Raw genomic sequence first — 13,796 nt, 5'->3', positions numbered from 1 at the left:
CGTCAGATCGCGGCGGAATGACCCGAGGCCGCCATGTCGTAGCCGTCGAACATCCGGGCGATCATCCGGGTCAACGGCCGCCCCCTGGGGGTGATGCGCAAACCGGCGGCGTCGGCTTCGACCATCTCGCCGAAATGCGCCACCACCGGGGCGAAGACCCGGCCCAGGCTTGCCGCGTCGAAACCATGGTCGCGAATGAATTCCTCGGCCCGGATCTCGAAATCGCACATCAGCGCCTCGATCATCCGCGAGCGCCAGCGGTCCTCGGCGGTGAAGGCGTGGCCGCGCGTGGTCGAGAAGCGGCCGTCGCGGATCTTGCCCAGATGCGCGCCGGTGGCCGGGGCGTTCTGCGCATAGCCTTGCGGGAAGCGCGAGATCGACGAGGCGCCCAAGCCTACCAGCACCTCGGCCCGGTCGTCGGTATAGCCCTGGAAGTTGCGGCGCAGCAGCCCGGCCTTCTGCGCGCGCGCCAGCCCGTCGCCAGGACGGGCGAAATGGTCGATGCCGATTTCGTCATAGCCGTCGGCCAGGAACAACGCGCGCGCCGTCTCGAACAGCCGCAGCCGGCCATGCGGGTCGGGCAGCGCCTCGGAGGGGATCATCACCTGGCGCTTGGCCATCCAGGGCACATGCGCATAGCCGTAAAGCGCCACCCGGTCGGGCGACAGCGCCAGCAGCTTCTGCACCGATTCGGCGATGCGGTGCGGATCCTGATGCGGCAGGCCGTAAAGAATGTCCGCGTTCAGGCTGGCGATGCCGCGGTCGCGGATCATGTCCACGGCGCGTTTCGTCACCTCGAAGCTCTGCTCGCGGCCGATGACCTTCTGGATCTCGGGATCGAAATCCTGCACGCCGATCGAGGCGCGGGTCAGTCCGGCCTCGGCCAGCGCATCCATGCGCGCCTCGTCGATCTCGTTCGGATCGATCTCGACCGAGAATTCCGCGCCTTCGGCCAGCGGGAAGCTGTCCAGCACGGCGCCGGCGACCAGCCGCATCATCTCGGCCGGCATCAGTGTCGGCGTGCCGCCGCCCCAATGCAGCCGCGACAATCTGACACCCGGCGCCAGGGCTGCTTTCAGCATGTCGAGTTCGGCCAGCAGGGCCTGGGCATAGGCGCGCACCGGCTCGTCCGACTGCGTACCCTGCGTGCGGCAGGCACAGAACCAACACAGCCGCCGGCAGAAAGGTACGTGCATATACAACGAGATCGAGGCGCCGGCCGGGATCGCGGCGATCCAGTCGCGAAAGACCGGCTCGCCCACGGCGGTGGTGAAATGCGGGGCGGTGGGATAGCTGGTATAGCGCGGCACCCGCGCGTCAAACAGTCCCAGCCGCTCAAGTTGCGATTGCTGTTCCATAATGCTATATATGCCCAGAACCCGCGCCAGGACCTTGACACAAATCAAATGCAACAGACCGCCGCCATCTGTGCGACGCAGCAACCCTGCGAAATCTGCCCCATCCGCTACCGGGCCGTCTGCGCACATTGCGAAGGTGATGAGCTGGACGAGCTGGAAGGCATGAAATTCTACCGGCGCTACGATGCTGGGCAGGTCGTCACCTGGGCCGGCGACCGGATGGATTTCGTGGGCTCGGTCGTCTCGGGCATGGCCGGCCTGACCCAGCAGCTCGAGGACGGGCGCACGCAGATGGTCGGGCTGCTGCTGCCCAGCGACTTCCTTGGCCGGCCGGGGCGCGAATTCGCCGCCTATACGGTCACGGCGACCAGCGACCTGATGCTGTGCTGCTTTCGCCGCAAGCCCTTCGAGAAGCTGCTGATCGACAATCCCCGCATTGCCAGCCGGCTGCTGGAAATGACGCTGGACGAGCTGGACGCCGCCCGCGACTGGCTGCTGCTTCTGGGCCGGAAATCGGCGCGCGAAAAGATCGCCTCGCTTCTGGTCATCCTGGCCCGGCGCGAGGCGGCGCTGCTCAAGCGCCGGCCCGAGGGCCGCATCGCCCTGGAACTGCCGCTGACGCGCGAGGCGATGGCCGATTACCTGGGCCTGACGCTGGAAACCGTCAGCCGGCAGATGAGCGCGCTGAAGCGCGAAGGGGTGATCGAACTGGAAGGCAAGCGGCGGGTGATCGTGCCCTCGTTCCAGAAGCTGGTGCTGGAAAGCGGCGACGATTCCGACGGCGGACCGCTGAGCTGACCGTCTCGAATCGGTGCCGAAGCGCCCCCGGAGGATTCCGGGGGCTTTTTGCTGCACCGCTCAGCGCGCCATCAGCACCGGCACCTGCGCCTTTTCCAGCATGTTGCGCGTCGCGCCGCCCAGGATCGCCTGGCGGAATCGCGAATGGCCATAGGCGCCCATCACCAGCATGTCGGCGCCGATCTCGGTGGCGCGGCGGTTCAGGATGTCGCTGATCAGCGGCAGAGTGCGGGCCAGCACCGCGATCTCGGCCTTGACGCCGTGGCGGGTCAGCATCTGGCACAGCGCCCCGCCGGGGTCCGAGCGTTCTGGTCCGTTGGGCGAGGGGTCGATCACGGTGATCTCGACGTTTTCGGCCGCCATCAGCAGCGGCATGGCCCTGCGCACGGCGGCCATCGCCTCGTTCGACTGGTTCCAGGCGATCATGATCTTCTTGCCGAACGGTTCCTTCAGGTCGTCCGGCACGATCAGCACCGGCGCCGAACCCTCGAACAACGCCGCCTCGGTCACCGCCTCGGCATCGGGGGTGGCGCCGTCGCCATAGGGGCGGTTCAACACCACCAGGTCGGAATAGCGCGCCCGCATCCCGACCAGCGTCGACAGCCCGCCGACCTGCGCGACTGCCGAATCGACCGACCAGCGCACGTCCTCGGGGTTCAGCTTCTCGCGGACCTTTTCTTCCAGCTCGCTGGCGGCGGCCATCGCCTTGTCGATCGATTCCTGGAACACATAGGCCGAGGCGCCGGCATAGTAATAGCCGCTCTGCGTGTGATCGACGCCCATGCAGAACACGTCGAGATGCGCATCCTCGCGTCGGGTCATGGCGACGGCGGCATCAAGCTGATGATGCTGCGACATGTCGGTCAAGACGGTCAGGATGGTCTTGTAGCCCATTATCCTCTCCTTTCGGCGCTTTGGTGCGCCTGTCGTCGCTCTCCGGTGCGGGATGGGCTGGCTGCGACATCCTGCCGGATATGCGGCGATTTTACACCTTATTAACGGGTACCGATTGATACAGATCAAAGTCTCACAAAACCGTGCAACGGTAGAAGGGGCAATGTCGATCTGATTCCGGGGCGCGGCGCCACGCGATTCGGGAGACGGTCGGCACAGGATGAAGGACACGGATTTTATGTTGGATACCATCAAGCTGATCGCGCTTGGCACGATTGCGGTTCTGGCCGCGCTCGGCGCCAATTACGCGCGACCCGACGATCCCGCCTATATGGTGAACGCGCTGATCGTCATGCTGGCCGCGGGCGTCATGTTCCTGCGGGTGCTGCGCCAGATGGGCAACGGGCAACCCTCGCTCGAACCGCATCCCGAGACGCAATACATGGATGGTGTGGTGCGCGCCGGCGTCATCGCGACCGCCGTCTGGGGCGTGGTGGGTTTCCTTGTCGGCGTGATCATCGCCTTCCAGCTGGCCTTCCCGGCGCTGAACCTCAGCGACTGGACCATGGGCTATACCAATTTCGGCAAGCTGCGGCCGCTGCATACTTCGGCGGTGATCTTCGCCTTTGGCGGCAATGCGCTGATTGCCACCTCGTTCTATGTCGTGCAGCGCACCTCGGCGGCGCGGCTCTGGGGCGGCAACGCGGCCTGGTTCGTGTTCTGGGGCTACCAGCTTTTCATCCTGCTGGCGGCGACCGGCTATATCCTGGGCGCCACGCAGTCCAAGGAATATGCGGAACCCGAATGGTATGTGGACTGGTGGCTGACCGTGGTCTGGGTCGTCTATCTGGCCGTGTTCCTGGGCACCATCCTGAGACGGAAAGAGCCGCATATCTACGTGGCGAACTGGTTCTACCTGTCCTTCATCGTGACCATCGCCATGCTGCATATCGTCAATAACCTGGCGATCCCGGTCAGCCCCTTCGGCTCGAAATCCGTGCAGCTCTTCTCGGGCGTGCAGGATGCGATGACGCAATGGTGGTATGGCCACAACGCGGTGGGCTTCTTCCTGACCGCCGGCTTCCTGGGCATGATGTATTACTTCATCCCCAAGCAGGCCGAGCGTCCGGTCTACAGCTACAAGCTGTCGATCATCCACTTCTGGGCGCTGATCTTCCTCTATATCTGGGCCGGTCCGCACCACCTGCACTATACCGCGCTGCCCGACTGGGCCTCGACGCTGGGCATGGTGTTCTCGATCATCCTGTGGATGCCTTCATGGGGCGGCATGATCAACGGGCTGATGACGCTCTCGGGCGCCTGGGACAAGCTGCGCACCGATCCGATCATCCGCATGATGGTGGTGGCCGTCGGCTTCTACGGCATGGCGACCTTTGAAGGGCCGATGATGTCGATCAAGGCGGTGAACTCGCTGAGCCACTACACCGACTGGACCATCGGTCACGTCCATTCCGGGGCCCTGGGCTGGAACGGCATGATCACTTTCGGCGCGCTCTATTACCTGACGCCGCGGCTCTGGGGTCGGGACCGGCTCTATTCGACCGCGCTGGTCAGCTGGCATTTCTGGCTCGCCACCATCGGCCTGGTGCTCTACGCCGCCTCGATGTGGGTCTCGGGCATCATGGAGGGGCTGATGTGGCGCGAAGTCGACAGCCAGGGCTTCCTGGTCAACGCCTTCGCCGACACGGTCGCCGCGAAATTCCCGATGAACGTTGTCCGTGGCCTGGGCGGGGTGCTCTATCTCAGCGGTGCGCTGATCATGTGCTACAACCTCTGGGCCACCGTCGCCAAGCAACCCAAGACCCAGGCGACCACGGTCGCGGTCCCGGCAGAGTGAGGACGGATCATGGCCATTCTTGAAAAGCACAAGGTCCTTGAAAAGAACGCCACGCTGCTGCTGGTCTTTTCCTTCCTCGTCGTCACCATCGGCGGCATCGTCGAGATCGCGCCGCTGTTCTACCTGCAGAACACCATCGAGAAGGTCGAGGGCATGCGCCCCTATACGCCGCTCGAGCTGAAGGGCCGCGACATCTACGTGCGCGAGGGCTGCTATGTCTGCCACAGCCAGATGATCCGGCCGATGCGCGACGAGGTGGAGCGTTACGGCCATTACAGCCTGGCGGCCGAGTCGATGTATGACCACCCGTTCCAATGGGGGTCCAAGCGCACCGGGCCGGACCTGGCCCGCGTCGGCGGCCGCTATTCGGACGAATGGCATATCGACCACCTGACCGACCCGCAGGCGGTGGTGCCGGAATCGATCATGCCGAAATACGGCTTCCTGCACGACCGGCTCATCGACGCCTCGAACATGGGGCAGCGGCTCAGGACCGATGCGCTGGTCGGCGTGCCCTATGACGAGGTCATGGTGACGAATGCCGCCGCCGACTTCCGCGCCCAGGCCGATCCGGATGCCGATGCCTCGGGGCTCGAGGAGCGCTATCCCGGCGCGCAGCAGCGCAATTTCGACCGCCGCCCCGGCGTGTCCGAGATGGACGCCCTGGTCGCCTATCTGCAGGTCTTGGGCACCATGGTCGATTTCTCGACCTTCGAGCCCGATCCGAACCGCTGAGGCCCGCCATGGACAGCTATTCCTTCCTGCGCGAACTGGCCGACAGCTGGGTGCTGCTGCTGCTGGTGCTGTTCTTCCTGGGCACGGTCGTTTTCGCCTTCCGGCCCGGCTCGCGCCCGCTGCACCGCGACGCGGCGGAAAGCATCTTCCGCAATGAGAATACGCCCGCCGCCGCGCGCGAAAAGGAGGTCGAGTGATGGCCGACACCGATGACGAGCACACCAGCCCCCAGAATCCCGACAACCGCATCGAACTGGAGCGCCTGGCCGCGGATGCGAAGCACGAGGCCCAGATCCTGGCGCATCCGCCCAAGGGGCCCGAGGGTGAGCCGCTGCACAAGCCGATGCCGCGCCCCGGCGCCACCCGCGTCGTGCGGGACCGCAAGGGCGCGCGCAAGGTGGTCGAGGTGCCCTCGACCGGCCATAGCTGGGACGGGATCGAGGAATATGACAACCCGCTGCCGCGCTGGTGGCTCTGGACCTTCTACGCCACCATCGTCTGGGGGCTGGCCTATGTCGTCGCCTATCCGGCGATTCCGCTGCTGACCGGCGCCACTCAGGGCCTGCTGGGTCAGAACTACCGCGCCGACGTCGCGGTCGAGATCCAGCGCTTCAACGACGCCAATGCCCCGATCCAGGCCAGGCTGGTCGAGACCCCGCTGGAGGAGATCGCCGCCGATCCGGATCTGGCGAACTACACCGCCAATGCCGGCGCCGCGATCTTCCGGACCTGGTGCGCGCAATGCCACGGCTCGGGTGCCGGCGGGGCTTCGGGCTATCCGACGCTGCTGGACAACGACTGGCTCTGGGGCGGCACGCTGGAGGAGATCCACACCACCATCCAGCACGGCATCCGCGATCCCAAGGACGAGGAGACCCGCTATTCCGAGATGCCGCGCTTCGGCACCGACGAGCTGCTGGAGAATGCGCAGATCGGCCAGGTGGTGAACCATGTTCTGGCACTGGGTGGCCTGCCGCATGACGCCGCGCTGGCGGCCGAGGGCGCGACGGTCTTTGCCGACAACTGCTCGTCCTGCCATGCCGAGGACGGCAGTGGCGACCGGGCCCAGGGCGCCCCGGACCTGACCGATGCGGTCTGGCTCTACGGTTCCGACCAGGCAACGATCTCCCGGATCGTGCATGACGGGCCTTATGGCGTGATGCCGGCCTGGTCCGGCCGGCTGTCAGAGGCCGACATCCGCGCCGTGGCCTCCTATGTCCACAGCCTCGGCGGCGGCGAATAGGCCGCCGAGGCGCAGAAATCCCGAGATCCGCGGCCGGTCGACCGGCCCCGGAGGCACCGGCCCCCCGTCCTGTTCGCGCGTTTCCAGGGGGGCCGGTGTTCCTATCAAAGGCCAGGGCAGGGTCCGGCACAAGCCGGCCCCCGCTTTTTTGCCTGCGGGATGCGACAATGCGGCCCATGCCGCAGCGGTCTCGCCTTCGGTATAAGCCGACGCGCCCGCGCTTGACACAGATCAATGCGCCCGCACGGTCAGGTCCTATACCCGAGACACGCGAACAGGAGCCAACCATGTCGAATCCCGACATCGACCCGCCACGTCTGTATGCCGCCCGAGAGCCGATCTTCCCGCGCCGGGTCAAGGGCTGGTTTCGCAACCTGAAATGGATCATCATGGCGGTGACCCTGGCGATCTATTACGTCACGCCCTGGATCCGCTGGGACCGCGGCCCCGGCATGCCCGACCAGGCGGTGCTGGTCGATCTGGCCAACCGCCGTTTCTATTTCTTCTGGATCGAGATCTGGCCGCATGAATTCTATTTTGTGGCCGGGCTGCTGGTCATGGCCGGGCTGGGGCTGTTCCTGTTCACGTCGGCGCTGGGGCGGGTCTGGTGCGGCTATGCCTGCCCGCAGACGGTCTGGACCGATCTGTTCATCCTGACCGAGCGCTGGGTCGAGGGCGACCGCAACGCCCGGCTGCGGCTGTGGAACGCGCCCTGGGACGCGAAGAAGGCGCGGCTGCGGGTGACGAAATGGCTGATCTGGCTGCTGATCGCCCTGGCGACCGGCGGCGCCTGGATCTTCTATTTCACCGATGCGCCGACGCTTCTGGGCAACCTGCTCGCCGGCCAGGCGCATCCGGCCGCCTACACCACCATGGCCATCCTGACCGCGACCACCTTCGTCTTCGGCGGCTTCGCGCGCGAGCAGATCTGCATCTATGCCTGCCCCTGGCCGCGCATCCAGGCCGCGATGATGGATGAGGACACGCTGACCGTCGCCTATCGCGACTGGCGGGGCGAGCCGCGCGGCAAGCTGCACAAGGGCGAGGCGACGAAATCCGACGGCGGCGCCAAGGGCGACTGCATCGACTGCATGGCCTGCGTGAACGTCTGCCCGATGGGCATCGACATCCGCGACGGCCAGCAGATGGAATGCATCACCTGCGCGCTTTGCATCGACGCCTGCGACGAGGTGATGGACAAGATCGGCAAGCCGCGCGGGCTGATCGACTACATGGCGTTGAAGGACGAGACCGCCGAGCGCGCCGGCGCCGCGCCGAAGCCGTTGACGAAGCACATCCTGCGGCCGCGCACGGTGCTGTATTTCACCCTATGGGCCGGGATTGGCGTGGCGCTGGTGGTGGCGTTGTTCCTGCGCTCGCCCTTCGACCTGAACGTGACGCCGGTGCGCAACCCGCTTTACGTCACCATGGCCGATGGTGCGATCCGCAACACCTATGCCTTGCGGCTGCGCAACAAGCAGGGCGATGCGCGCGACTTCACCGTCTCGGTCACCGGCCCCGACGGCGCGGTGCCGCCGGGCGTCAGCCTGGTGCTGGAGGGTCTGCCGGGTGCCGCGGTCGGGGTGACGGCCGACAGCACCCACACCCAGCGGGTCTATATCACCGCCGAAAAGGCCTCGGCGCTGGCCGAGGGCGGCCAGGCAGAGTTGACGCTTTGGGTCGAGGATGCCACCGATGGGCAGCGCGCCCATGTCGATACCGTCTTCCACGGAAGGAGCGAATGATGTCCCGTGAACTCACCGGCCGCCACGTGCTGATGATCACGCTGGCCGCATTCGGCACCATCATCGCGGTGAACCTGTTCATGGCGATCAAGGCGGTCGGCACCTTTCCGGGGCTCGAGGTCAAGAACAGCTATGTCGCCTCGCAAAGGTTCGACCGCGACCGCAACGCGCAGGCGGCGCTGAACTGGACGGTGACGCCGGGTTACGACGGGCAGGAACTGGTGCTGGCGATCCGCGACGGCCAGGGCAACCCGGCCCCGGTTAGCACGCTTGAGGTGACAGTCGGCCGTCCGACCCATCTGCGCGAGGACCAGCGTCCGCAATTCACCTACCGGGGCGGGTTGTTCCATGCGCCGCTGGAACTGGCACCGGGGTTGTGGAACATCCACCTGACCGCCACCGCGCCGGATGGCACCGTGTTTCGCCAGCGCATCGACCATTACCACGGCAACCGGGTGAACTGAGATGTCGGACGCCACGCTGCACGATCACGACGTCCGGCTTTCGGCCTGTCCGGCCTGCGATGCGGCGCCGCTGGCGCAGCGGATCGCTGCGGCCAAGGGCGGGCAGGGCGAGGTGATCCTGTCGCTGCCGACCATCCATTGCGCGACCTGCATCACCGATGTCGAACGGGTGCTGAACCGCCATCCCGGCGTCCGCGCCGCGCGGGTCAACCTGACGCTGCGCCGCGTCGCCGTGGATGCGCCCGGCCTGACCGCCGAGGAGCTGATCCCGGTGGTCGAAAGCATCGGCTATGAGGCGCATGAGCTCGACCCCGCCGCCTTGTCGGCCAGTGCCGCCGACCGCCAGGGCCGCGACATCCTGATGCGCATCGGCGTGTCGGGCTTTGCGATGATGAACATCATGATCCTGTCGGTCGCGGTCTGGTCGGGGGCCGAGGCCGCGACGCGCGACATGTTCCACTGGATCTCCGGCGCCATCGCCCTGCCGACCGTGGCCTTCGCCGGCCGCCCCTTCTTCTCCAGCGCCTGGCGGGCGCTGCGGCACGGCCGGCTGGGCATGGACGTGCCGATCTCGCTGGCGCTGATCCTGGCCAGCGCCATCTCGGTCTACGAGACGCTGCATTCCGGCCATCACGCCTATTTCGACGCGGCGGTGATGCTGTGCTTCTTCCTGCTGATCGGGCGCTATCTGGATTATCGCACCCGCGCCGTCGCCCGCTCTGCCGCCGAGGAACTGACCGCGCTGGAGGTGCCGCGCGCCTTCCGCGTCACCGCCGCGGGCGACGAGCCGGTGCCAGTGGCCGAGCTGAGCCCCGGCGACCTGATCCGCATCCGCCCCGGCGCCCGCATCCCTGCCGATGGCGAGATTGCCGAGGGCAGCAGCGAGATCGACCGCTCGCTTTTGACCGGCGAGAGCATTCCGGTTCCCGCCGGTCCCGGCCTCGCACTTTCGGCGGGCGAGGTGAACCTGACCGGACCGCTGGTCATGCGGGTGACCGCGGCCGGGCGCGACAGCTCGCTGGCGCGGCTGACGGCGCTGGTGGCGGCGGCGGAATCGGCGCGTGGCCATTACACCGGCCTCGCCGACCGCGCCTCGCGGCTCTATTCGCCGCTGGTGCATCTTCTGGCCTTCTGCAGTTTTCTCGGCTGGTATCTGACCACGCACGACCTGCGGCTGGCGGTGAACGTGGCGGCGGCGGTGTTGATCATCACCTGCCCCTGCGCCTTGGGACTGGCGGTGCCGGCGGTGATCACCGCGGCCTCGGGCCGGTTGTTCCGGCGCGGCATGCTGATCAAGGACGGCACCGCGCTGGAGCGGCTGGCCGAGGTCGATGCCGTGGTCTTCGACAAGACCGGCACCCTGACCATGGGCGTGCCGCAACTGGTGTCGCTCGACCCGATCCCGAGGGATGCCCGCCCCGCGGCGCTGGCCTTGGCGCAGGGCTCGGGGCATCCCTTGTCGCAGGCGCTGACGCAGGCGCTGCGCGAGGCCGGCACCGAGCCTGCCGCGCTGGCCGATCTGCGCGAGGTGCCGGGTTATGGCATCGCCGGAACCTGGCAGGGGCGCGAGCTGCAGCTGGGCCGCGCCGACTGGCTGGGGGCCGAACATGGCGATGCGACGCTTTCGGCAAGCTGGCTGTCGCTTGGGCAAGAGGCGATGCCGATCCGGCTGGAATTCTCGGACCGGCTGCGGCCGGGCGCCGAGACCTGCGTGGCGCGGCTGCTTGCATCGGGCCGGCGCGTGATGCTGTTGTCGGGCGATGCGGCGCCGGTGGTCCGGGATCTGGCGCAGCGGCTGGGCATCGCCGATTGGCGGGCCGGCGTCACTCCGCTGGACAAGGCCGAGGCGCTGCGTGATCTCCATATGCAGGGGCTGCATGCGCTGATGGTCGGCGACGGGCTGAACGATACCGCCGCCCTGGCCGAGGCGCATGTCTCGATCTCGCCCGCTTCGGCGCTGGATGCGGCGCGCACCGCGTCGGATATCGTGCTGATGGGCAGCGATCTTGCTCCGGTTGCCGAGGCTCTCGATCTTGCGCGCAATGCCCGGCGGCGGATCAAGGAGAACTTCGCCATTTCGCTGGGCTACAATGTGGTGGCGGTGCCATTCGCCATCGCCGGTTTCGCGACCCCGTTGATGGCGGCGCTGGCCATGTCATTGAGTTCGATCAGCGTGACGCTGAACGCGCTGCGGCTGCGGTAAGGAAGGGAAGATCATGCAGATCCTGGGCATCCTGATTCCGGTTTCGCTGGCCCTTGGCGGGCTTGGCCTGCTGGCCTTCATCTGGGCGTTGCGCGGCCGCCAATACGAGGATCCGAAGGGCGATTCGCAGCGGATCCTCAGTTCGGAATGGGACGACCATCCCAAGCCGTGACGCCGCGACCGTCCGGGCGGGAAAACGGAAAACCCCGGTCTTGCGGCCGGGGTTTTCTGCAATTTGTCGGTGGCGGCGCAGGATCAGGGTCCGATCACCCGACAATCCTGCTGACGGGCGGCAATGCGGTTGCAGGCCAGCTCGGCCGTTTCCTTGGACATGCCGACGAAATTCGCCTCGAAGCCGCGCTTGGTATTGGCGACCCGGCTGAGCGCGCTGCCCAGCGACGCGCTTTCCTGCAGGGCGGTCCTGAGCAGCAGCTGTTCGGCTTCGCGTTGCGAGCGGAAGAGGCCCAGCGTCACGCCCCAATTCCCGCCGGTGCTGCCCTCGCGCGTGACGATCTCGGTCGTCTCGGGCTCGCTGCCGGCTTCGGGTTCCAATGAGGTCAGGATGATCGCGTCCGAGCGCGGCGCCGGTGCCGGCGCCTCGAACAGGGCCATGCTTTCCGGCTGCGGCGTGGCGGTCTGCACGAAAAGCGAGGGCGAGCCGGTCTCGGCGGGCGCGGCCAGGCTGGCGGAGCGGTCGTCGCGCGGTGCCGGGGCAGGGCGGGCCGCGTCGATCGCGCTTGCGCTGGGTTCAGAGGCATCGCCTTCCTCGGGCCGGGCTTCGGGACGGGCGGCGCGGGCCAGGACCTCGGGATCGACCGCGGCATTGGTGACGACCGCGCCGGTACCCGGCTTGCGGTTGGGCCGTGCGCTGGCCGCAAGTGTCGCGCCGCTGCTGCTGGCCTTGGGCGCCGCGGCGGCCTGAGCGCGCGAGATGGCGGCGGAAATCGCCGCGGGCGTGACTACGGCCACGGTCGACGCCCGCGCCACCGGGCGATCCGAGGACGAGAGGCGCACGGTCGAGGCGCTGGATGCGGTTCTTGGCGCGACGCTGGCGACCTGCACGGTGCGGCGCACCTTCTTCTCGGCCACGAAGACCGGCGGCGCGGGCTTTACCTCGCGCACACGGTTGGGGGCCTTTCCGAAGCCGGCGTCCAGCAACTGGACCATCGTGGCGTTGCGATGTGCGGTCGAGGTGCCGCCCAGCACGGTTGCGACGATGCGCTTCGAGCCGCGCTTGGCCGAGGCGGTCAGGTTGAAGCCGGCCGCCCGGGTGTAACCGGTCTTGATGCCGTCCGCGCCGTCGTAGCTGTCCAGAAAACGCCGGTTGGTGCTGGAGACGGTGGCGATGCCCGCATCCGCCGAGCGGCGCGAGAAGATCGAATAATACTGCGGGAAATCATAGAACAGCCGGCGGCCAAGGATGGTCATGTCGCGGGCGGTCGAATAATGCCCCTCGGTCGTCAGGCCGTTGGCATTGCGGAAATGCGTGTTGCGCATGCCGAGCGCCCTGGCCATCTGCGTCATCTGCGCGGCGAATTTCGGTTCGGACCCGGCCAGCCCCTCGCCGATCACGGTGGCGGCGTCATTGGCCGATTTCACCGCTGCGGCCCGGATCAGGTAGCGCAGCTCGATCCGCTGGCCGGCCTTGAGGCCAAGTCGCGACGGCGGCTGCGAGGCGGCGTGGCTGCTGACGAGAAACTTGCTGTCCAGCCGCACCTGACCGCGCTCGATGGCGTTGAACGCCAGGTAAAGCGTCATCATCTTGGTCAGCGAAGCCGGATGCAGACGCGTATCCGCGTTCCGGGCATAGATTTCCTGCCCGCTGCGCGCATCCATGACGAAGGCCGCGAAAGGCGCTGCGGCCACCGCCAGGGGCATGGCCCAGGCAATTAGGATCATCAGTCCCAAGCGGACTTTCTTGGTGATTCTGCTCACGGTCCCGGTCTTTCTGCCTCTGAGGGCCCGTTCATTATGCGGACCCTTCATTAATAAAAGCACAATAACACGGCTTTCCTCGTACGGGAACTGTAAGTTTGCAGGGCTTCCCGCGCAATCTTCCTTGGGTTGCACGGCCTTTCGGCTGAGGCGGTGGGGGCAGGGCTTATCAAGGCCGACGAAAACCCCTATATTCGGTCGCAGAACGTCCACATCCTGTTGCAAGCGTCGTGACCAATCCGCTGATGACCAACCGACCCGGAGACCGAGACGAGGTCGAACTGGGGGTGAAAACCCGCCCCCGCACGCAGCGGCCTCCGATGTACAAGGTCTTGCTGCTGAACGATGATTTCACGCCGATGGAATTCGTCGTGCATGTGCTTGAGCGGCTGTTCAACATGAGCCACGCCCAGGCGATCGAGATCATGCTGACCGTTCATCGCAAGGGGGTGGCCGTCGTCGGCGTCTTCTCGCACGAGATCGCCGAAACCAAGGTGGCGCAAGTGATGGAACTTGCCCGCCGTCAGCAGCATCCGCTGCAATGCACCATGGAAAAAGAGTAG

The 13,796-nt window shown here is 66.7% G+C and carries 13 protein-coding genes; 10 read left to right on the top strand and 3 right to left on the bottom strand.

Translation table 11 applies throughout. The annotated features are described in order from the left end of the window. Positions 1 to 2: 2 nt before the first annotated feature. Entirely contained in the window at positions 3 to 1,358 is a 1,356-nt protein-coding gene (gene hemN, locus ACFOMP_RS03940; RefSeq protein WP_289895065.1) for an oxygen-independent coproporphyrinogen III oxidase, read from the bottom strand. A gap of 48 nt (positions 1,359 to 1,406) precedes the next feature. Here hemN and fnrL point away from each other — a divergent pair, with 48 nt between their 5' ends. Then, the gene (fnrL, locus tag ACFOMP_RS03935; protein ID WP_289895066.1) at positions 1,407 to 2,156 is read left to right on the top strand and encodes a transcriptional regulator FnrL; all 750 of its coding nucleotides are present in this window, start codon (positions 1,407 to 1,409) and stop codon (positions 2,154 to 2,156) included. Positions 2,157 to 2,216: 60 nt separating this feature from the next. On the opposite strand, the gene ACFOMP_RS03930 is transcribed toward fnrL, so the two are convergent. After that, the gene (locus tag ACFOMP_RS03930) at positions 2,217 to 3,050 is read right to left on the bottom strand and encodes a universal stress protein (RefSeq protein ID WP_289895067.1); all 834 of its coding nucleotides are present in this window, start codon (positions 3,048 to 3,050) and stop codon (positions 2,217 to 2,219) included. A 238-nt stretch (positions 3,051 to 3,288) separates the two neighbouring features. Here ACFOMP_RS03930 and ccoN point away from each other — a divergent pair, with 238 nt between their 5' ends. From ccoN to ccoS, 8 genes are all read left to right on the top strand, one after another. Next, positions 3,289 to 4,908 carry a cytochrome-c oxidase, cbb3-type subunit I gene (gene ccoN, locus ACFOMP_RS03925; RefSeq protein ID WP_289895068.1) on the top strand — a complete coding sequence of 540 codons (1,620 nt, stop codon included), beginning with the start codon at positions 3,289 to 3,291 and terminating at the stop codon, positions 4,906 to 4,908. Positions 4,909 to 4,917: 9 nt separating this feature from the next. Beyond that, positions 4,918 to 5,643, top strand: a complete 726-nt coding sequence (gene ccoO, locus ACFOMP_RS03920; RefSeq protein ID WP_289895069.1) for a cytochrome-c oxidase, cbb3-type subunit II — start codon at positions 4,918 to 4,920, stop codon at positions 5,641 to 5,643. An 8-nt stretch (positions 5,644 to 5,651) separates the two neighbouring features. Continuing rightward, positions 5,652 to 5,840, top strand: coding sequence for a cbb3-type cytochrome c oxidase subunit 3 (locus tag ACFOMP_RS03915; RefSeq protein ID WP_379028007.1), 189 nt, complete (start codon positions 5,652 to 5,654; stop codon positions 5,838 to 5,840). Continuing rightward, the gene (gene ccoP, locus ACFOMP_RS03910; protein ID WP_379028005.1) at positions 5,840 to 6,886 is read left to right on the top strand and encodes a cytochrome-c oxidase, cbb3-type subunit III; all 1,047 of its coding nucleotides are present in this window, start codon (positions 5,840 to 5,842) and stop codon (positions 6,884 to 6,886) included. Before ACFOMP_RS03915 ends, ccoP begins: the two co-directional genes overlap by 1 nt. A gap of 287 nt (positions 6,887 to 7,173) precedes the next feature. After that, the gene (ccoG, locus tag ACFOMP_RS03905) at positions 7,174 to 8,631 is read left to right on the top strand and encodes a cytochrome c oxidase accessory protein CcoG (RefSeq protein WP_379028003.1); all 1,458 of its coding nucleotides are present in this window, start codon (positions 7,174 to 7,176) and stop codon (positions 8,629 to 8,631) included. Continuing rightward, on the top strand, positions 8,631 to 9,095 hold the full coding sequence (locus ACFOMP_RS03900) for a FixH family protein (RefSeq protein WP_379028001.1): 465 nt from the start codon (positions 8,631 to 8,633) through the stop codon (positions 9,093 to 9,095). Before ccoG ends, ACFOMP_RS03900 begins: the two co-directional genes overlap by 1 nt. A gap of 1 nt (position 9,096) precedes the next feature. Then, positions 9,097 to 11,298 carry a heavy metal translocating P-type ATPase gene (locus ACFOMP_RS03895; RefSeq protein WP_379027999.1) on the top strand — a complete coding sequence of 734 codons (2,202 nt, stop codon included), beginning with the start codon at positions 9,097 to 9,099 and terminating at the stop codon, positions 11,296 to 11,298. A gap of 13 nt (positions 11,299 to 11,311) precedes the next feature. Next, on the top strand, positions 11,312 to 11,470 hold the full coding sequence (ccoS, locus tag ACFOMP_RS03890; protein ID WP_019353195.1) for a cbb3-type cytochrome oxidase assembly protein CcoS: 159 nt from the start codon (positions 11,312 to 11,314) through the stop codon (positions 11,468 to 11,470). 83 nt (positions 11,471 to 11,553) lie between these two features. Here ccoS and ACFOMP_RS03885 read toward each other — a convergent pair whose 3' ends face one another. Then, on the bottom strand, positions 11,554 to 13,134 hold the full coding sequence (locus ACFOMP_RS03885) for a serine hydrolase (protein WP_449302605.1): 1,581 nt from the start codon (positions 13,132 to 13,134) through the stop codon (positions 11,554 to 11,556). 344 nt (positions 13,135 to 13,478) lie between these two features. On the opposite strand from ACFOMP_RS03885, the gene clpS reads away from it, so the two are divergent. Beyond that, positions 13,479 to 13,796, top strand: coding sequence for an ATP-dependent Clp protease adapter ClpS (gene clpS, locus ACFOMP_RS03880; protein WP_199259112.1), 318 nt, complete (start codon positions 13,479 to 13,481; stop codon positions 13,794 to 13,796).

Source organism: Paracoccus simplex (assembly GCF_042648325.1).
GTDB lineage: Bacteria > Pseudomonadota > Alphaproteobacteria > Rhodobacterales > Rhodobacteraceae > Paracoccus > Paracoccus simplex.
Note: the sequence above shows the minus strand (reverse complement) of the source record. Positions and strands in the feature narration are given on the sequence as shown.